This is a genomic window from Bacillus sp. CPT56D-587-MTF, from assembly GCF_058792335.1.
The window spans coordinates 982,828-1,002,071 of record NZ_JBYTEF010000001.1; the positions used below are offsets into that span (position 1 = coordinate 982,828).

A 19,244-nucleotide genomic window follows, 5' to 3' on the forward strand; every position below is an offset into this window, starting at 1 on the left:
CTCCTTTACTATGGAAACGGATGTGGATGTGGATTTAATCTTTCATTCGTTAAAGGTTCGTCTGTATATCCAAGTGTCATCGGTACGGTATATACCCGGTCCAGTCCTGTAACTCGAGTAAGATGGTGACCAAACGTCATCGGTAGCATGCCTGGAATAATAACTTTTACACAATGTAATCCATTCTTTTCTATGAGGGGAACGGTTTGATCTACAACGATTATTTCAAGATTAGATTGATGCAAACGATTTAAAAGTTGGTGGAGATCGGATGTTAAATCCATATCAAATGATTGTGATACATTCATTTCTTGGAACGTTTGCACCGGTGCATCTTCCCGTAAAAGGAAGTGAAGACGTTCTTCTGTTTCTTTCAATCCATACAGCATACTATGGTCTTCCATTTTATTAACGAAATAAGGATCTTGTAAGCATTTTTCGTAGTATTCTCTTTTGTGCTCGAGCTCATCGTCTGTTATAAGTAACATGCCTGCTATTTCTTGAATGGCGCTTTTTAAGGCTCGAATAGGATCTAAATGAGCGCCTCCTGCACAAACAACGTTCATTCCATTTTCACGCGTATTTTTTGCAATTACCCATAAGCTAGGAATGCCGTGTTCCATCGTCGCGTTAAAAGCGTGTAATTCATATCCGGTAATCGTACGTAACCGCTGGATCATTAATTGTAATTCTGTATCATTTGCTGAAGTAAGATCAAGGCGGGGAAGAGGTAATTCGGCATACCAAGTGAGTAAGAAGGCATCACGCTCTACAATTTCTAAAATGCCGTGAAAAATCGCTTCTTCTAAACTACCGCCAATTGCACATCCATTTGATGTTTCATACACGAAAGCGTCTCGATGACCGAGGCTATAATAAGCAATTGATTCAGGAACTAAAAGCGGTCTGTTTTGTGATAAAGAATATCCCCATACCCAGTTTTGCTCATAATCAGGATCAAACGGTTTAAATGGAAAATTATCACGATTGTAATGTTCATTTGTATGTACACCGAGCGAGAGGGGATTTAGTGCGTGTTCTTCTAAATCATGAAAACTACCATGCACATTTGTCTTTTTCCCGCGAGGCGACATCCCGCAATATCGTTCTAAACCTTCTAAAATAGCAGTTGCTTCACTCACTGCAAATGAATGAGTTCGGCCTGCAACACCTTCATTTCCGAACATTAATGGCATGTTTATAATGACGTCAGCGAATGGTAATAATGAATGCTGCATTTTGCCGTTCAACATACCGACCCGATAATCTAAATAGTCTCTCGTTAAAAATGTGTTTAATTCATGAATGGAACGGCAGCGATACGTTTCGGTGCTTACTTTTAAACTCGGTTGTAAAGAAATTTCCGCCGCATCCGCAGTATCATTAGGTAAATTACTACATACAGGACAGAGAGGATCTGGAAGAAAAGAATGCCGCGTACATTGTAATGTTTGTAAGTTTAGTAAAATAAGTTCATTTTCTAAAGAAGAATGGTTATGAGTTAATATTTTTTCTGTTTCTGCGCAAATAAGATGGCACATTTGTAACATTCCATTTTGGGTGGCACGTACATCACGCCTCGTTACATCATCTGCTTTAAAGGCATATTTCCGCTGTAGTTCCCACATTTCTTTTTGGTCAAAGCCAGCGATAAAACGGCGTCCATCAGAACAATGGGAACATCCGGGCGTAAGAGGATGAATGTAAGGACCGATAATACCTTCGCCAAATGAAGTAAAACCACGTAGCCATGGAATATGATTTGACCGAAAAATTAGCTCAGCGTCATGATGAATAGTAGAAGGAGATCCGTCATGTAATACGAGAGCGAGATGAATATTTTCAGGAAGTACTTCTGGAAGGGTATGCTGACGAATGATGGAATATTGTTTGCATAATTGATCATGTACATAGTCTGCAAGAAGGCCATCTCCTATAAGCAATATATTTTGAGTCATAGACCGTCCTCCTTTGCAATTAATACCCCATACACACCGTCTAAGTTTTCTTTCAAAAATGGTTCGATTGCTAAATCAAACACGAAGGGATAAAAATTATGTTCTTCTAAATGCTGTAAGGCAAGCTGTAAAGATTGTGTGCTTGGAATTTCTTCTTCCGCTTGTATTTCCACTCTAAAAGAATCCGTGTCATATAAAATAATAGATGATTCAGGCAAGATATTAGCTCTGTAAGGAGTCTCTTCACTTTGAATGTGGAGCAGTGATAGTTGTAGTGCGTTCCGTAAGGCTAACGTCATATTAATATTAGATGCACCGTACCATCTATCATTTACACCAACCCAAATGACTGGAAAACTGAGAATCTCTTCACTCATTGCAATTTTAGGTGTTTCATGAATTGTAGCAAGAGCATCGTAATAAAATCTACAATGTTTATCGTGAATATCAGTTAAATCAATCGTTGTAAGTTCTTCTAGCATATGTGACTGCCGCTCATACAGTTTATTGTTTAAATGTTGTTGTAGTGCCCGGTAAAATCCTTCTGTCATCGTTTCTCCAGCACCGATACCGATATCGTTATGTTCAGGAATAAGGCGGTGAATGATTTCTGCTACATATGTTTCAATTCCTGTTAAACCGGCTTCTCGGCGTGCTTCATTATGAGTCAATCCACTGCAAGTCATAAGAGGCAGAAGGGGAGCTGGGCCATCTGATAGTGGAGTGGCTACTTGAATATAGCACTGTGATAACGGTAATTGATATGAATCTTGTTCATCCCATACATGGAATATACCGGCTTCTTTAGAAGTTAATGAGTCGAAAAAGCGGAATATATCAGTTGAAGTATGTTGGCCATACCGATGCTCAAGTTTTTCAGAAAGATTTTCTATCGTATCAATTGTAAAACTTTCATCAGTTGCAAGAGGGTGTTTTATAAAAGGATGCCACGTTCCTTCAAGGGTTTCATAGTTTAATAAAAAGAATTGTGATTCTTTTTCACGATAAGAATCATCCGCGACATGTTTAAACAATTCAAAAACGATTACATTTGCTAACATGGCAGATGTAATTTGTGAGAAGGAATCCGATGAATTTTCATTTTGCAAAGTCGTTTCATGTAGCCGATGCCATGCGGATTCCCAGCATTCATCACGGTTTTCCATTACGACAGGTCCAGCTATACCGAGTGTTGATAAACAAATAGCTGGTATAAAATTCTTTTTCGTTTCTCTACAAATAGTGTGAACTGTTTTTAAACCGTCAATGTCTCCATTTTGAGAAACATATAAAATCCAATCAAAAGGTTCGAATACTTCATGTAAGGGACGGTCAATTGTAGTATCGATTTCTTGAAGGAGTACACTGTTATCAACTTCATATGCACGTTCTATTAGCTCATGTATTCTGTCATAGTTTGTTTTATCTCGATCTGTAACGAGGTAATGAAATGTAGGTAAACCAGATTCTAATAAAGAAGAAACTAAGGAAGTGAGCATATCCCCAGAACCAAGTACAAGGACATTTGCTCCGCGGTACGTTTCAAATTTTAAAGCACCTGAATGAGAATCGGCTTCTAAAAATTCAATTTGCGAAGCATATCTGTCGAGTAATGTACTGTTTAATTCATGAGGTGCATCTTGATTTGCATCGCGAACGAAACCATTTTCATATAAAATCTCTCCAATTTCAAATACACGATTTTGATAGGGGAGAGGGAGTCCATCAGTTATTTCTGCTAAAGAATAATTTCCGTTAAACATTGGCATTAATTTTTCAATCCAGTCATAAATTCCATCACCGTCCATGCGAAATGAACTGGCGTTATTTCGAAAATAGACACCCCCGTTTGAATCGGGGAGGAAGAAAGTATCCTTATTTACTTTAAGTTTTGCATGAATTGGAAGGTTATTCATTTTAATCCTCCTTACGTTTAGGCATACATTATTACTTTATGTCATGAAATTTGTCCCGTATGAACACAATAAAAAAAGGCTGTAGAATGATTCATTCTACAGCCTTTAATAGATTTTTAATCTATCAACCTTCTAATAATAATGACTTTGGATCTTCAAGCATATCTTTAACAGCAACAAGGAAGCTAACTGCTTCTTTACCATCAACAATACGGTGATCGTAAGATAAAGCAATGTACATCATTGGGCGGTTTTCCATACGCTCGTTATCAATTGCAACTGGGCGTACTTGGATTTTATGCATTCCTAAAATACCAACTTGAGGGCTATTTAGGATCGGTGTTGACATTAGAGAACCGAATACACCACCGTTTGTAATTGTAAATGTACCACCTTGTAGTTCTTTTAATGAAAGTTTGTTATCGCGTGCTTTTTTACCTAATTCACGAATTTCGCTTTCGATTTCAGCGAAGTTTAATTGGTTAGCATCGCGTACAACTGGAACAACTAATCCATCTGGAGCTGCTACTGCAATACCGATATCATAGAATTTTTTAATGATAAGCTCGTCACCTTGAATTTCAGCATTTAATAATGGGAATTGTTTTAATGCTGCAACAACTGCTTTTGTGAAGAATGACATGAAGCCAAGACGTACATCATGTTTTTTCTCGAAAGCATCTTTGCGTTCTTTACGTAATTCCATGATCGCACTCATATCAACTTCGTTAAATGTTGTTAACATTGCAGATGTTTGTTGAACTTCTACAAGACGTTTTGCAATTGTTTGACGGCGGCGGGACATTTTCACGCGCTCAACTGGTTTTTCAAATTCCGTTTTTGCAACTGGAGCAGGAGCTGGACTCTTTGGAGCAGCTGGTGCTTCTTTTGGTGCTGCAGCATGAGCTTGTACATCATGTGGTCTCACGCGTCCAAGTGGATCTGTACTACGTACGTCGTTTAAGTCGATTCCTAATTCACGAGCCATCTTTCTAGCAGCTGGTGATGCGATAGGACGGTTTGTATTTGGTAACCCTTGTAGTGTTGCAGTTTGCTCAGCACTTGGTGCCGCAGCTTTCGGTGCTTCAGCAGCTGTTTCTTGTTTTGGTTGCTCAGCAGCCGGTGCAGGTGTACTTACTGCAACTGGTGCTCCATTAGCATCTAAAATTGCGATAGTTGCGCCAACTTCAACTGTATCCCCAGGTTCGCCTAGTAACTTCGATACAATACCTGAATCTTCTGCAATGATTTCTACATTGACTTTATCAGTTTCAAGCTCAACAACGCTGCCACCTTTCTCAACTTTGTCGCCTACGTTGATAAGCCATTGTGAAATAGTTCCTTCAGTAATAGATTCTGCAAGCTCAGGTACTTTAATTTCGATCATTTTAAATGTCCTCCCCTTATTTGCCTAACGGTGTGTTTTTTCTTCTTTTGTCTTCGGTAATCTCCATTTGTTAGCCTGGCCTTGGGCAGATATTCTGCCCAAGGAACAAGCTAGAAACCTTCATTGTTACTTTTTAGTTGCTGTAAACTTCAATTTCTTGTTTATCTTGACGGAAGTTATACTTCACATCTAAAGCATGTGCAACAATTAGCTCTTGCTCAGCTTTGTGAGCGAATGGATCGCCGCCAGATGGACTAGAGCGATCAGGACGTCCAATGTAGCCTGTTTTCACTTTATCTCCAGCAAGTTCGAACAGAATTGGAGCCATGTAATGCCATGCGCCCATATTACGAGGTTCTTCTTGAACCCAAATGATTTCTTCTAAGTTTTTAAAGCGTTTAATAATAGATTGAACTTTCTCAGCAGGGAATGGGTACAATTGCTCAATACGAACGACATGAACTTCGTCTAAGTTGTACTCATGTTTACCCGACTCGATTTCTGCTGCTAAGTCAATCGCCATTTTACCTGTGCTTAAAACAAGACGCTTTACTTTATTTGGTTTCATGCCAAGGTTTTCTTGTTCTAAAGCAGGTTGGAAACGTCCTTCGCTTAACTGACTAGCAGTTGAAAGCGTAAGTGGGTGACGTAATAAACTCTTCGGCGTCATCAATACTAATGGTCGAACAGCTTCTGTTCCTAAGATAGATGCTTGACGACGCAGGATATGGAAGTATTGAGCCGCGCTCGTTAAGTTTGCAACTGTCCAGTTATTCTCAGCAGCTAATTGTAAGAAACGCTCTGGACGTGCACTAGAGTGCTCTGGTCCTTGACCTTCATAACCGTGTGGTAATAGAAGAACTAAGCCAGATTTTTGACCCCATTTTGCTCTTCCAGCTGAAACATATTGATCAAATAATGCTTGCGCAGTATTTGAGAAGTCACCATATTGCGCTTCCCACATAACGAGAGTTTCTGGAGCGAATACGTTATAACCATATTCGTAACCAACAACAGCAGCCTCTGATAACGGACTGTTATGAACAGAGAACGATGCATTAATGTTTGGTAAGCGATGTAACGGTGAATATGTTTCATTTGTATCAGTATCGTGTAATACGATATGACGGTGTGCGAATGTACCACGCTGTGAATCTTGACCAGTTAAACGAATTGGCGTACCTTCTTGTAAAATAGAAGCGAATGCTAACGATTCAGCAAGTGCCCATTCAATTTTACCGTTCTCTTCAAGAGCATCTTTACGGCGCTCAAGAATTTTCTTCACTTTCGGATATACGTTAAATCCTTCTGGCCAAGATAGTAGACCTTCATTAATTGCACGAAGTGAGTCAATCTCAACACCAGTATCAATTGGTTGAATACCTTTTGCAACAACATCTGGTACTTTAACGTGAATTGTTGCATCGCTCGTATCAGCTGGTGGTACTTGTGCATAGTCGGATTTTAATTGCTCTTGTGTAAACTGTGTAATTGTTTCAACCTCATCTGCATTTAGAACACCAGCAGCTTGTAATTGATCTGCATAAATTGCCCTTACAGTTGGATGGTTTTTAATTTTTTTGTACACTTGTGGTTGCGTAACTGCTGGATCATCCATTTCGTTATGACCGTAGCGGCGGTAACCAATTAAATCGATTAAGAAATCTTTTTTGAACAACATGCGATATTGAATCGCAAGGTTAGCAGCTGCAAGACAAGCTTCCGGATCATCAGCGTTCACGTGAACAATCGGAATATCGAAACCTTTTGCAAGGTCACTAGAATATTTCGTAGAACGAGAATCATAGCTATCAGTTGTAAAACCAACTGCATTGTTTGCTATAACATGAATCGTTCCGCCTGTTTGATACGCGTTCAATCTGCTTAAGTTGAGTGTCTCAGATACAATACCTTGACCAGGGAATGCAGCATCACCATGAACTAAAATTACGAATGATTTTGAAGTATCTTGATCTGGAAGACCAGATTTTTTACGATTCTCTTGAGCAGCACGTGCGAAACCTTCTACTACAGGATTCACGAACTCAAGATGACTCGGGTTATTTGCTAATGTCACGCGAGTGCTAACTTCTTCGTTACTAACGACTTGTTCTCTACCTAGGTGGTATTTCACATCGCCAGTCCAGCCAGAATTAGCCACTGCGCCTTCTATTTTTGCATGTTTGAACTCAGCAAACATGTGGCTATATGGTTTTTCTAATACGTGAGCAAGTACGCTTAGGCGACCGCGGTGAGCCATACCAATCATGACATCCTCTACGCCGTTCTTAGCACCTTCTAGAACAATTTCATCTAAAACAGGTACAAGCATATCAACGCCCTCGATAGAGAAACGTTTTTGCCCAACGAATGTTTTATGCAAGAATTGCTCGAAACCTTCAACAGCTGTTAAACGTTTTAAAAGAGCAGTTCGTTTTTTATTTGATAGTGGTTGACGCAATGAATTTGATTCCACCATTTGATGCAACCACGCGCGTTCTTCACTATCTTGTATATGAGAAAATTCATAAGCTAAAGATTTTGTATAAACGTCTTTTAATCTATGAATTACATCAAGTGCAGTGTGAATACCTTCTGGTGCATCTGGCCATACTGTTTTCGCTGGAATCGCTTTCAAGTCAGCATCGCTCAGTTCGTTCAATGCTTTCTCAAGAAGAGATTGTCCATTTGCAGCATCTTCCATCGGGTTGATGTGAGCCAACGTGTGCCCGAAAGAACGAATCTGCTCAACAAGTTGAACGACTTTAAGAATTTTTTCAATGTTACCTGTGTTTTGAGGAGAAAAATGTGTTGCTGTGTTGTCCCCTGTTACGACATCATCTTGAAACGAAGGAGCTCCAAAAATTTCAAAAAGCTCTTGTAATTCCGGATCAACAGAACCTGCTCCAGTTACGTAAAGATCATACTGCTCAATAACATAACCAAGGTTCGGACCGTGGAACTTGGCCCAAGGGTTTGTCGTTGTATTCTTCCTCGTCATTTGTTTAAACCTCCCAATGCATATAATCCTTTTCCATACAAAGGTGCATTTTGCTCTTTTTCAATAAGTAATGAATCAATAATCAATGTAAATGTTTTCTTTACTCTTATGTTATTACAATAATTTACATAATACCAAACACTATTACTTATCTGTTTTGTAAAAAAACATTCACAATAACTTATCACCCAAGTTAATCTTTCATGTTATAAAGTAATTTTACAGAAAAATGGGGTGGATATATTTGGTATGCCTATACTAATAGCTATAATTGTTGCATTTAAATATAGGTATAATAGTTAGAATGTTTCGATAAAATTAGTTTGAATTATGTATATTGAAATAATAAGCGCTTTCATAGATATTATACAACAATATAACGGAATATAGTATAAAAAATAAAAAATTATGAATTTATCGTAAACTTTATTTAGATAGTGTTAAATATTGAAAGGAAAGTGAAGGATTTCTACAAAAAAAGTTGCTAAACATAAAAAATGCTCCATAAACAGTTAGTTTCTATAAATATGACGAAAAACACCGTAAAACAAATAACGTATTTCGTGAAATAAAGAAATAAATGAAATGTTTTAAAAGGATAAAACAAATATGGAGATATTAAATTTTAAAAAAAGAAGTGAGGAGATATAGTAACAGTTATTTACAGTGTTCCGTGTTTCGCTTCAAAATAGACGTGCTGAAATTGAAAAAAGTTTCTTCTATATAAATAGCGTGAATAATAATCAAAATATATGTAAAGGGAACTTGACGTAAAGTTTCCTTTACATATATACTCGGTATATGGAAGGAGGGAGAAATTTCCTTGGAAAATAAAATGGTCGAATACCGAAAAAAATTTGGACTATCTCAAGAAAAGTTGGCTGAGAAACTTGGAGTTTCCAGACAAACCATTATCTCAATTGAAAAAGGGAAATACGATCCATCACTTCCGCTAGCATTTGAAATAGCGAAAACATTTCAGACAACAATAGAACATGTATTTATTTATAAAGGAAAAGAAGAGGGGGAATAGGGATGAATTATTCACAAAAGTACTTTGTAATTATGGGGATTATTTTTCTATTTATGAGTGGATTTATGATATTAACAGGTATAATGACGCATTCTGCACCGCCAGCCATAACGTATCCATTGCTTGGGATGATGATTATGTGTTTCTGTCTAAGCTACTTGCATCCGCAATTTAAAGAAAAAGACGAGCGAATGAAACTTATTCGTTATAAAGGAATGTTTGTAACCTTTTTTGCATTAACGGCATATTATCTTCTTTTCTCTATCGGCTTAAACTTAAAAATACTTACACTATCTGCTACTGAATTATTGAATATACTTATGGCACTTACGATGAGTACCGTCTTTATCTCATTTGTTGTTTTGGCAAAAAGATATTAAGATGGAAGAGAGAAAGGAAGATTAACATATGCAAATGATGTATGCTTTTGGCATTGGGCTTGTATTATTTTTAGCAGTATTCTTATTTATTCGTAAAGACGTTCAAGGCGGGACGTTAACGAAACGAGGATTTTATAAAATGATCGGCTGTTTAGTTGTTATGTTTATAGCGATTATTGTAATGATTGTTTTAATAAGTCGGTCACTATAGAATGTAAAAACGAAACCTTACTTCGGTAAGGTTTTTTCTTTATTATTCAACCTAAAAATTACCACTAAATCCATTTACTATAAATAACTTATATTATATAATCCAATGAAATGATAGATAAGGAGTGTAGTATATGAATAAAAAAACTATCTTCTATTTATTAACTTGTCTACTACTTGTAGCTAGTACTACTTATATAATATGTAACAAACGAGAACAAGTGCCACCTATGTTAGTATGGGACGAACAAGAATACTATGTTACGAATGAATCTGCCAAAATAGAAGAAGTTGGGCAAAAACTTGGCGAAGTAACAAAGGAAATCAAACGAAGTAAAAGACCTACTAAAAATAAAGAATCTAATACATTACAAGAGAAAACAGAAGTATTCACAATGATTGAGGAAGAAAAAAGTGATTACCCGCCTTTAATCATAAAGGAAGCTTATAGTGATAAATATAGGGTAGTGAGGCCGATTTTGAAGCAAGTATTATGATGAAAAGGAGATTCATATGCAGACAGTAATTTCGTATCCGTGGGTGTTAAGAAAAATATTTGTCTTTTTCCTCCTATCGGTGCTGTTTACATTTTGATGAATAGAGGAGTGATACAAAAGAGAGATTTTATATTTATTATTTGCTGCTATGAATATATCACTTTGGTTATTGCTTATGATTTTTGATTGGAGTATGTGGATGGTAGTAGGGCATTATTTGTTTGGAACAGTTGTTATTGTTTTTTCGAATATGAATAAGAGCTAAGCCAGCAACCTTAAAGTTGCTGGTTTTTATTTTGCTATTTATAATGAAGAAACAAATTTTTAATAGAGAGTAGTGGGCGTTATGAGATGGAAAGAAGGAACGTTTGAAAAAATAGACACGAATAACTCATCTGTTGAGCAACTTATAAACACGTTTAAGGAACAAAACTTAATTGGTGGAGCAATAATAAGCTGTTTTAAAGTGCATAACGAAAATTTTTTTAAAGAAATACCACATTCGAAAGATGGACATGAGCACTTCTTTAGAAGAATCTTCAACTCTTTAGATATAATCAATAACTTAGAAGAGTTAAAAATACATACATCAGACAAATATAAGTTTCGTTTTAAAGAGCAGCTGGCAGTTATGCTTGATGGTAGCATTGCTGCGCAAATTTTGTGGGGCGGAGCATATGAAGGGTTTAAGGAACGACCAGTTATCGCAAAACAATTAGCAGTCAATGTATGTCAATATATGTTCCAAGATCGATACGAAGATATTAAAGTGTTCGAAAGCTATCGCCCTTGGACAGATTGGTTTTACGATGTTGCGTGGGATGTTACTTGGATGGTGTTAGATAGTAGGGAACAGAAAATGTGGTTCATTTGTGCTACGGATACAGATTGATAGAAGAGGGACCTTGTAGGAATGCTGCAAGGCCCTTTATCTTTTGGGAATTAATAGAAAACGAATCATATAAATGCTATACTAAAAAATGTTTGTAATGTCAGTTTCATAATATTGTATGATGCTGACTTACTAGAAAAGATAAGAGGAGAATGAGCGTGCAAAAGATAAAGAGATTATTGCTATTAATGATGGTAGTAGGATTAACAGCAGGTGTTTTAGCAGGGTGTGCAAATCCGAAAGATACTACAGAAGAATTTTTAACAGCGATACAAAAAGGTGATGTAGAAAAGGCTCGTACATTTGTTGAGAGTGACAAAGAATTTAATAAACTAAATGAAAAAACAGATGATGCTGAGGCAAAAGCAATGCTAAGTGCAATTACAAAGAACTTTAAATTTGAAAAGGTAGAAGAAGTATCGAAAAAGGATGACAAAGCAGAAGTGAAAGTGAAAATTACATCTGCTGATCTATCCGTTGCTGTAACAAAAGCAGTGGGAGAAGTTATGCCAATGGCGTTCGCTAGTGCCTTTAGTGAAGACAAAGAACAATCTGAAAAAGCTATCGAAAAAACAATGACCTCAACTATCGTCAAAAACTTAGCAGATAAAGATGCAGCAATGGCAACTCGCGAAGTTACCTTGAACTTAAAGAAAGACAAAGATGGCGACTATAAAATTGTTGCTGACGATAACTTGAAAGAAGTATTGTTTGCAAATGCGAAGTCTTTGGAGAAGATGTTTGGTGGGAAGTAATTGAATTAGATAAAAAAGAGACACTATATCACGTAGAAGGTTGATATGGTGTCTCTTTTTTATATGACCCCGGAGAGGCTCGAACTCACGACCTCCACCCTGTCAAGGTGGCGCTCTCCCTGCTGAGCTACGGGATCCCAACTATAAATGTTACCATCAGCAATGTATTTTCATTTCATCCGTGTAATCGGAGAATTTGTACAATTTGTTGAGTATTGTAACACTTGATGTATTCCTATAATAGCAACGAACTTTAATAGTGTAAAGATGTAATTTTCTGAATATTTATATTCTAATTTTTGTATAAAAAAATAAGCCCCGAAGAGCTTATTTTAATAATAATATCAACGCAATTATCAATCATATTTTCAAAAATACAATCATAAATAATGGAGCTTGTTCATAAGCTATCGTCCTGTAACTGTCATTCCTGCTGTGTAAATTGTATCAATAGAACCGTCAGCGCCTTTTATTTCGACTTTATAACGATATGTTCCATCCTCATAAATATCATCGCCATATCCTGTGAAAGTTGCAATTTCATCATTGCTTCCAGCTGGGACCCATTGATTTTGCCAACGGAAGTTGGTTTCAAATTCTCCCCATCTATCGCCATATTTTTTCTCGATGCTGACATTGTAATGAATATCTTCAGCTCGTTCATTTGTAATTCTTGCAATTACGTTTTGACCAAAGTTATATTCTGTAGCGTGTACTTGAACTGTAACACCGTTCAACGTTTCGCTAGGACCACAAATATAACGACAGAACTCGCTTACTCCGTCAGCATGTGCTTTTGGTGTTTCAATGTTCATAACCGTTAAACCGCCTAAAGCTAATGCGCCAGTTAATAATACTTTACTAAATGCCTTCACTTGAAATTCCCCCTAAGTATATTCTCAATTCGTTCGATAGGCGTCACATTAAATAGTTTAATAAGATTAATCTAATCGAACACTTTTTTCCTCGAGTGCATTCGCTATGGATCTTTCATCTTGTAGTAATCTAATCCCTACATAAAATTTCATAGTTTTGATTCCATATATGTATCATGATTTACATAGAACAAATCTGTTAATACGCTTTGGTTATTTACTTATTCCACTACTTCTTATTACCTTTTATTGGTAAAACGTTGGTTTTATTATATACCATTATTATCTATTTACAAGAGAAAACAATACTGTATGCAAAAATGCATAATAAAAAACACTACTTGTATTCTGAATTACAGAATACAAGTAGTGTTGGGTTTCAATTAATATTTAATTGGAACCTAATGCTAATTTTTTATGTTTAACAGTATACATATATCACTGTTTTTTTAGTCATAATTGATAAAATTTGTTCAGGGGACACTCTTCCTGTTGAGCTATGGGATCTTTAAAAGGGAAAGTATAAGCGATTATGAGAGTAATGTATGAAGGGATAATGATGAGAAGCGAATTTAGTAGAAAGTAGTCTTTGGATGTAGAGGTTATATTATTTCCGATACCAATCCAAAGGACCTTCATCACTCAAATCAACAAGAAAAGGGAACAAGAAGTGTAAAGGTAAGCTTATAAGTTCTGGCATAGCGTTCACTGTTTTCTTTGATAGATATTGCCTCCCAAAACAATACGGACAATCTTTTTCAAATGTCACGAGTATTGACCATACATCTGGTTCTGGTGCAAAAAAATTAGGTTAATTGTAAGTAATCTTCTAATTTTGGACATACTGATACGATTACTCTGCAAAAGGGATGTGATCAGTATGAAAAAGGACAATTTGTTTAAATGGAAGCATTACCAACCAGATATAATTTTATTAACTGTACGTTGGTACCTACGGTACAATCTAAGTTTTCGAGATTTGGTGGAAATGATGGAAGAAAGAGGATTATCCTTAGCACATACAACGATTATGCGCTGGGTCCATCAATACGGACCGGAACTGGATAAACGGATCCGATGTCATCTTAAACAAACAAATGATTCATGGCGAGTGGATGAAACGTATATAAAAGTAAAAGGGCAATGGATGTATTTATACCGTGCGGTTGATTCTGAGGGAAATACGATTGACTTCAATCTTAGTAAAACTAGAAATCATAAGGCTGCAAAGCGATTCTTTAAGAAAGCTTTGCAATCTTTTCATGCCTCAAAACCTCGTACAATTACAATTGATAAAAATCCTGCTTATCCAGTTGCTATCACCAAATTAAAGAACGAGAAAAAAGTGCCGTTAGGCACTCAAATTCGGCAGATAAAATATCTAAATAACGTAGTGGAGCAAGACCATCGATTCATTAAAAAACGTGTACGCTCTATGTTAGGATTTAAATCTTTTGGCACCGCTACATGTATACTTGCAGGAGTAGAAGCCATGCATATGATAAAAAAAGAACAGGTTGATTTACGGGATCAGTCTGTTCAAAATCAAAAAGAATTTATTCATCAATTATTTGGATTAACAGCGTAAAGAATGATTCCAATAGGAATCCTCATTATTTCTTGGGAACGTATCCTTTCTTTGCACCAGAACCATACATCTTTTACTTTCCACTTCGTTTTACAATACGTACAACGCGCCATTGAGTTCCTCCTCAGTTTAAGGTGTTTTCTAATATATTCTACTTTATTGTACGAAAGTCATTTGAATTTGATGTGGTAAAATGCAAAACAAGCCTAACCTCGTTCTACATTCAGGGAGGGGTTAAGCTTGTTTTAATTCCGTTCAATGTCTCTTTGTATCAGGCTGTTTATACATTGCCTAGATAGCTTCGTGTTAAATTCGGGAGAATAATTTTTCCATCTTTACTGTATTTTTCGAATAGCTCTGATAGGAGAAAAATAAAGTTTTTATACTGTTCGTCATTTTCTTTCGGAGCATAAGATGCTGATAAATTCCTTCCCAAAAACCCTTCATAATCAAAAAGTAAATCATTTTGATATTCTTTAAAATCATACTTTCCATCTTTAAAAAAGTTGTTAAATACTTCTGGAGTTTCATCTATTCCACCGCTAAAGCCTTTAAAGTTTGGACAGGTTTTCTGGCAAATTTCTGCATTCTCTTTAATAAGTGGACTAGTTAAATCTCTACTATTCCAAACAAGTGCAACATTTGCTTTTTGTTTTAAAATTCGTTGGCATTCGATTTTGAAAGCCTCTTTATCAAACCAATGAAATGCTTGGGCAACAGTTACTAAATCTACACTATTTTCTTTTAAAGTGGTATTTTCAGCAGTTGCTTTTATGGATTGAAAACGAGAATATAGTTTTAATGATTGCTCAGCCATCTTTCTCATATCATCATTTGGCTCAACTCCAATAACATGTAAACCACTTTCAAGCAGCTGGTGGCTAAATATCCCCGTACCTGAACCAATATCAGCCACAATCTGATTCCCTTTCAGTTGGTTAGCTGAAAGCAAGTAATCAATATATTCATTAGGATAACTAGGGCGATATTTTGCATATATATCGGCCCTGTCAGTAAAATTTTCTGTTGTTTTCACAGTACTACCTTCTTTCTTACGATATGATGTACAGAAATAGAAATTAAATATGAATTCAGGCATCAGTCTTTAAGTCTACAACTTAAGAATCCAGCTAAATAGAGGGCCTCAGTTTCTTTATTCAAATATCCTTTATCCGTTTAGTATACTATTTTAGATAATATCTTCCAAAAGACTAGAATGGCTTACTCAATTATGTTTTAAAGTGTATATTTTTATGGATTTATTTAATAATTTATGAGCGATTGTATGTCGTATTACGTTTACGTAGGTAAGAGATTTTTATTTTTGCTATTTAAATTGGCCAATATATCCTTTTTACAATTTACTGAAAATCATGTATAACAGAGATACATGATTATTTTATCTCGCTATTTGCGGGCAGTAAGATCCCTTACCTCGAAATTCAGCAAAAGTAAAGAAGTTAGGTTCGGGTCGGAATGCCCGTAAAAGTCCGATTCGTGAGGGTTGATGAAAGTTTCACTTTATAAATATTCAGAAGTAGAGGGAGAAAAGTTGTAATGGTAAGAAAAACGTTCAAGATGCGCGTGTCTAAAAATAGAACGATTTCGATTAATGGATCGATTCTTGATGTGGATGTTACACATGATGAATTTTTACAAGAGTTTGTTGAGTGGGTTGATTCTAAAGGTTGGTCGTTTATGGGAATAACAGATGAGATTACGCCCGAGGAAGCTAGTCAAAAGTTAATAGATTCGTTGATTGATGAGAAGGATAAGAAAGAGTAATTCCTTCTTATTTTTATTGTATATTTATGTTCTTTATCGTAAAAGTATGATATAGTAAAAAATAGTGAAATTTCTTCCAATATAATACAAATTACATATGATTGGTAGATTTATTATTTTGTTAAGGAGTAAATGGAAAAGGGAGAGTCATATGGTAAATTTTAAGAAAATTTTGGTTTTTATTACAGTTATTTGTTCGTTTTTTTTGACGCCCATAACATTGTGTGCTGAGACGAATATTGGAGTAAATCCAGAACAAGCTGCACCACCACCTGCGGAAGGACCGAATGTTTTTAGTCAGTTTGCAACGACAATTGATGCGAAAACAGGAGATGTTTTGTATGATAAAAACGCATATCACCGAGCATATCCTGCTAGTACGACGAAGGTGTTAACAGCGATTTTACTCATGGAGCATACAAAGCCAGAGGATCAATTTACATTTTCACAATTAGCATTAGATCAAGAGAAGAGTAATTATCAAATTGAGTTTCAACCTGGAGAGACAATTAATAGAAATACTGCGCTTATGATTTTAATGGTGCTGAGTGCGAATGATGTGTCGTATGCGATTGCGGAGCGGATTGGCGGGAGTGTTGAGAATTTCGCTAATATGATGAATGAGAAAGCGAAGCAATTAGGGGCGAAAGATAGCCACTTTGTAACACCGAATGGATTGCATGATCCGAACCATTATACGACGCCGTATGATATGGCTATGATTACGAAGGGTGTGCAAAAGTATCCTGAAATTTTACAAGCGATGAATACGAAAAGAACGACAGTTACGACGTCTAGGCAGACGGTGTCTATTTTTAATAAATCTAATTTTTTTGAAAATCCATATAGCATTGGCGGTAAGACAGGGTTTACGAATGAAGCACGTAATACACTTGTTTTATTAAATGAGAAAGATGGAAATCGTATTATAAGCGTAGTAATGGCTTCTCAAAGACCTGAAATTTATGAAGATTTGAAGCAGATGGCGGAATATTCTTTCGGTCAATTTACGAAGCAAATGGTGCTTGATAAACATAATTGGCATCAAAAAACAACATATTTAAATAAAGATGTTAATTCTGAGTTGGAACAAAGTGCGGAGCTTATGCTTAAGAAAGATGAAGGGAAAAATGTGAAAACTATTTTCCGGGCGGCTTCATTAGATAAAGAATCTTTATATCATAAAGGAATACATCGTGGTGAGGTAGTTGGTGCAGTTGATATTACGAAAAATAATCAAACAATTGCGACGGTAAATGTTCTTTCAACAGAAGATGTCACTTTTACGATGCCTAAAAAAGATACAACTATGCCTGAAGTAAAAGACTCAAATGTGAAAGTAATAAGTGTTGGGATAGGTGCGATTATATTATTTGGAGCAATTTTATATGTAGTGTTGCGCCGAAATACAAAAGGAATGAAATCAGAAGATAAATAAATTACTAATAAAAAGACTGTGTAAAATTTTGGCACAGTCTTTTTTCTATATTTTAAATAACTAATAATTGTAAATTTTCTTATTGCAATAACTTAAAGTTCGTTATATCATTTACTTGTGTTCTTGTTAAAGAACAAAGTGGATGTTGCATACTTCAAATAATATAAAACAACGGAGAGGGAGAGAGACGATGAAATTAATATGGAAGATAATTAGCAACGCGATCTCATTTGTTTTATTTGCATTGATGGTTTTTTTAGCTTTTGTAGTTATTTCTTCAAAAGCAAGCGGTGGTGATCCGACAGTGATGGGATATCAATTTAAGAGCGTTCTTTCAGGATCAATGGAGCCGACGTTTTTAACAGGATCAATCATTGCAATAGAACCAAACAAAGATGGTTCTAAATATCAAAAAGGTGATGTTATTACCTTTAAAGAGAAAGATCAAAAAATTATCACTCACCGTATTATCGGTGTGAAAGATACAAATGGAAAAGTAATGTATGAAACAAAAGGGGATAACAACAACGGACCAGATTTAGAGCCAGTACTTGCAGAAAATGTAGTTGGAAAGTATGCAGATATTACAGTTCCGTATGTTGGTTATTTACTGAATTATGCGAATTCAAAAGCGGGAGCAGCATTGCTTCTTATTATTCCAGGAGTCTTTTTGCTTGGTTATTCCGCTATTTCTATTTTTGGTGCTATTCGTAGCATTGACGGAGAAAAGAAAGATAAAAAAGTAGAACAATCCGTCTAGTTCGTTTGGTTATACTTTCCGTTTAGGAAGTTAACAAATATATATTAAGGGGATATGGACATGACTTTAAAGAAAAAATTAGGAATGGGTATTACATCAGCAGTATTAGGAGCAGCTTTAGTTGGTGGAGGAACATTTGCATTTTTCAGTGATAAAGAAGTGTCAAACAATACATTTGCGGCTGGAACACTGGATTTAGCATTAAATCCATCAACAGTTGTTAACGTATCGAATTTAAAACCTGGGGATACAATTGAAAAAGAATTTAAACTAGAAAATAAAGGTTCTTTAGATATTAAAAAGGTTCTACTGAAAACAGATTATAATGTAGAAGATGTAAAGAAAGATAATAAAGATGATTTTGGTAAACATATTAAAGTAACATTCTTAAAAAATGTAGATAAGCATGAGACAATTGTGAAACAAACTACTTTAGATAAATTAAAAGGTGACACACTTACAGCTGTAGATAATGATTTATCGGCTTGGTTCTGGGATGAAAAAGGTATTTCAGCAGGTAAATCTGATAAATTCAAAGTGAAATTTGAGTTCGTTGATAATGGAAAAGATCAAAATCAATTCCAAGGCGATAAGTTACAATTAAATTGGACGTTTGATGCACAACAAACAGCAGGTGAAGAAAGATAATAATAAAAAGGGCTATCACATGGATAGCCCTTTTTCTATTTTTCTAGTATTTGTCTATCAATTTTAATAGTTCTTTACTATAATATAGATAATGTTCTGTATAAAGAACGTAATGTTCGAT

Annotated in this window: 17 protein-coding genes, 1 tRNA gene and 1 pseudogene; 12 read left to right on the forward strand and 7 right to left on the reverse strand. The window is 35.7% G+C overall.

What is annotated here, in order from left to right:
- Nucleotides 1-8: 8 nt before the first annotated feature.
- The 4 genes from AC3WVZ_RS05155 to odhA form a co-directional block, all read right to left on the reverse strand.
- Entirely contained in the window at nt 9-1,958 is a 1,950-nt protein-coding gene (locus AC3WVZ_RS05155) for a TOMM precursor leader peptide-binding protein (protein ID WP_142408542.1), read from the reverse strand.
- On the reverse strand, nt 1,955-3,874 hold the full coding sequence (locus AC3WVZ_RS05160) for a putative thiazole-containing bacteriocin maturation protein (protein WP_142408541.1): 1,920 nt from the start codon (nt 3,872-3,874) through the stop codon (nt 1,955-1,957). Before AC3WVZ_RS05160 ends, AC3WVZ_RS05155 begins: the two co-directional genes overlap by 4 nt.
- A gap of 124 nt (nt 3,875-3,998) precedes the next feature.
- On the reverse strand, nt 3,999-5,261 hold the full coding sequence (odhB, locus tag AC3WVZ_RS05165) for a 2-oxoglutarate dehydrogenase complex dihydrolipoyllysine-residue succinyltransferase (protein WP_000569891.1): 1,263 nt from the start codon (nt 5,259-5,261) through the stop codon (nt 3,999-4,001).
- A gap of 133 nt (nt 5,262-5,394) precedes the next feature.
- Entirely contained in the window at nt 5,395-8,262 is a 2,868-nt protein-coding gene (odhA, locus tag AC3WVZ_RS05170; RefSeq protein WP_000197120.1) for a 2-oxoglutarate dehydrogenase E1 component, read from the reverse strand.
- A gap of 823 nt (nt 8,263-9,085) precedes the next feature.
- On the opposite strand from odhA, the gene AC3WVZ_RS05175 reads away from it, so the two are divergent.
- The 7 genes and pseudogenes from AC3WVZ_RS05175 to AC3WVZ_RS05205 all read left to right on the forward strand — a co-directional run bounded on the left by AC3WVZ_RS05175 (nt 9,086) and on the right by AC3WVZ_RS05205 (nt 12,029).
- Entirely contained in the window at nt 9,086-9,295 is a 210-nt protein-coding gene (locus AC3WVZ_RS05175) for a helix-turn-helix transcriptional regulator (RefSeq protein ID WP_000428513.1), read from the forward strand.
- A gap of 2 nt (nt 9,296-9,297) precedes the next feature.
- Nucleotides 9,298-9,675 carry a hypothetical protein gene (locus AC3WVZ_RS05180; protein WP_001109895.1) on the forward strand — a complete coding sequence of 126 codons (378 nt, stop codon included), beginning with the start codon at nt 9,298-9,300 and terminating at the stop codon, nt 9,673-9,675.
- A gap of 28 nt (nt 9,676-9,703) precedes the next feature.
- Nucleotides 9,704-9,886, forward strand: coding sequence for a DUF3976 domain-containing protein (locus AC3WVZ_RS05185; RefSeq protein ID WP_001178303.1), 183 nt, complete (start codon nt 9,704-9,706; stop codon nt 9,884-9,886).
- Between the two features lie 133 nt (nt 9,887-10,019).
- Nucleotides 10,020-10,382, forward strand: coding sequence for a hypothetical protein (locus AC3WVZ_RS05190; protein ID WP_100651231.1), 363 nt, complete (start codon nt 10,020-10,022; stop codon nt 10,380-10,382).
- A gap of 16 nt (nt 10,383-10,398) precedes the next feature.
- Nucleotides 10,399-10,647: pseudogene (locus AC3WVZ_RS05195) on the forward strand (hypothetical protein).
- An 81-nt stretch (nt 10,648-10,728) separates the two neighbouring features.
- Complete coding sequence (locus AC3WVZ_RS05200) at nt 10,729-11,274, forward strand: hypothetical protein (protein ID WP_001267334.1); 546 nt, start codon at nt 10,729-10,731, stop codon at nt 11,272-11,274.
- A 158-nt stretch (nt 11,275-11,432) separates the two neighbouring features.
- Entirely contained in the window at nt 11,433-12,029 is a 597-nt protein-coding gene (locus AC3WVZ_RS05205; RefSeq protein WP_233936149.1) for a DUF5105 domain-containing protein, read from the forward strand.
- 64 nt (nt 12,030-12,093) lie between these two features.
- On the opposite strand, the gene AC3WVZ_RS05210 is transcribed toward AC3WVZ_RS05205, so the two are convergent.
- Nucleotides 12,094-12,166: transfer RNA gene (locus AC3WVZ_RS05210), tRNA-Val, on the reverse strand.
- A gap of 270 nt (nt 12,167-12,436) precedes the next feature.
- Nucleotides 12,437-12,904, reverse strand: a complete 468-nt coding sequence (locus tag AC3WVZ_RS05215; protein WP_000643274.1) for a hypothetical protein — start codon at nt 12,902-12,904, stop codon at nt 12,437-12,439.
- Nucleotides 12,905-13,784: 880 nt separating this feature from the next.
- Between AC3WVZ_RS05215 and AC3WVZ_RS05220 the strand changes: the two genes are divergently transcribed.
- A complete protein-coding gene (locus tag AC3WVZ_RS05220; RefSeq protein ID WP_233936150.1) occupies nt 13,785-14,492 on the forward strand; it encodes an IS6 family transposase in 708 nt (235 codons plus the stop codon).
- A 280-nt stretch (nt 14,493-14,772) separates the two neighbouring features.
- Here AC3WVZ_RS05220 and AC3WVZ_RS05225 read toward each other — a convergent pair whose 3' ends face one another.
- Complete coding sequence (locus AC3WVZ_RS05225; RefSeq protein ID WP_000858654.1) at nt 14,773-15,528, reverse strand: class I SAM-dependent methyltransferase; 756 nt, start codon at nt 15,526-15,528, stop codon at nt 14,773-14,775.
- Between the two features lie 521 nt (nt 15,529-16,049).
- Between AC3WVZ_RS05225 and AC3WVZ_RS05230 the strand changes: the two genes are divergently transcribed.
- The 4 genes from AC3WVZ_RS05230 (at nt 16,050) to AC3WVZ_RS05245 (ending at nt 19,123) form a co-directional block, all read left to right on the forward strand.
- Nucleotides 16,050-16,277, forward strand: a complete 228-nt coding sequence (locus tag AC3WVZ_RS05230) for a hypothetical protein (RefSeq protein ID WP_000251856.1) — start codon at nt 16,050-16,052, stop codon at nt 16,275-16,277.
- 151 nt (nt 16,278-16,428) lie between these two features.
- The gene (locus tag AC3WVZ_RS05235; protein ID WP_233936152.1) at nt 16,429-17,715 is read left to right on the forward strand and encodes a D-alanyl-D-alanine carboxypeptidase family protein; all 1,287 of its coding nucleotides are present in this window, start codon (nt 16,429-16,431) and stop codon (nt 17,713-17,715) included.
- Nucleotides 17,716-17,905: 190 nt separating this feature from the next.
- The gene (gene sipW, locus AC3WVZ_RS05240) at nt 17,906-18,475 is read left to right on the forward strand and encodes a signal peptidase I SipW (RefSeq protein ID WP_000767792.1); all 570 of its coding nucleotides are present in this window, start codon (nt 17,906-17,908) and stop codon (nt 18,473-18,475) included.
- Nucleotides 18,476-18,535: 60 nt separating this feature from the next.
- Nucleotides 18,536-19,123 carry a CalY family protein gene (locus tag AC3WVZ_RS05245; protein ID WP_000172852.1) on the forward strand — a complete coding sequence of 196 codons (588 nt, stop codon included), beginning with the start codon at nt 18,536-18,538 and terminating at the stop codon, nt 19,121-19,123.
- Nucleotides 19,124-19,244: the final 121 nt, after the last annotated feature.

What these genes read in the sequence shown, in the direction of transcription:
- AC3WVZ_RS05155 (WP_142408542.1), bottom strand. Translation starts at nt 1,958, where the DNA reads ATGACTCAAAATATATTGCTTATAGGAGATGGCCTTCTTGCAGACTAT.
- AC3WVZ_RS05160 (WP_142408541.1), bottom strand. Translation starts at nt 3,874, where the DNA reads ATGAATAACCTTCCAATTCATGCAAAACTTAAAGTAAATAAGGATACT.
- AC3WVZ_RS05200 (WP_001267334.1), top strand. Translation starts at nt 10,729, where the DNA reads ATGAGATGGAAAGAAGGAACGTTTGAAAAAATAGACACGAATAACTCA.
- AC3WVZ_RS05190 (WP_100651231.1), top strand. Translation starts at nt 10,020, where the DNA reads ATGAATAAAAAAACTATCTTCTATTTATTAACTTGTCTACTACTTGTA.
- sipW (WP_000767792.1), top strand. Translation starts at nt 17,906, where the DNA reads ATGAAATTAATATGGAAGATAATTAGCAACGCGATCTCATTTGTTTTA.
- AC3WVZ_RS05235 (WP_233936152.1), top strand. Translation starts at nt 16,429, where the DNA reads ATGGTAAATTTTAAGAAAATTTTGGTTTTTATTACAGTTATTTGTTCG.
- AC3WVZ_RS05185 (WP_001178303.1), top strand. Translation starts at nt 9,704, where the DNA reads ATGCAAATGATGTATGCTTTTGGCATTGGGCTTGTATTATTTTTAGCA.
- AC3WVZ_RS05245 (WP_000172852.1), top strand. Translation starts at nt 18,536, where the DNA reads ATGACTTTAAAGAAAAAATTAGGAATGGGTATTACATCAGCAGTATTA.
- odhA (WP_000197120.1), bottom strand. Translation starts at nt 8,262, where the DNA reads ATGACGAGGAAGAATACAACGACAAACCCTTGGGCCAAGTTCCACGGT.
- AC3WVZ_RS05220 (WP_233936150.1), top strand. Translation starts at nt 13,785, where the DNA reads ATGAAAAAGGACAATTTGTTTAAATGGAAGCATTACCAACCAGATATA.
- AC3WVZ_RS05180 (WP_001109895.1), top strand. Translation starts at nt 9,298, where the DNA reads ATGAATTATTCACAAAAGTACTTTGTAATTATGGGGATTATTTTTCTA.
- odhB (WP_000569891.1), bottom strand. Translation starts at nt 5,261, where the DNA reads ATGATCGAAATTAAAGTACCTGAGCTTGCAGAATCTATTACTGAAGGA.
- AC3WVZ_RS05230 (WP_000251856.1), top strand. Translation starts at nt 16,050, where the DNA reads ATGGTAAGAAAAACGTTCAAGATGCGCGTGTCTAAAAATAGAACGATT.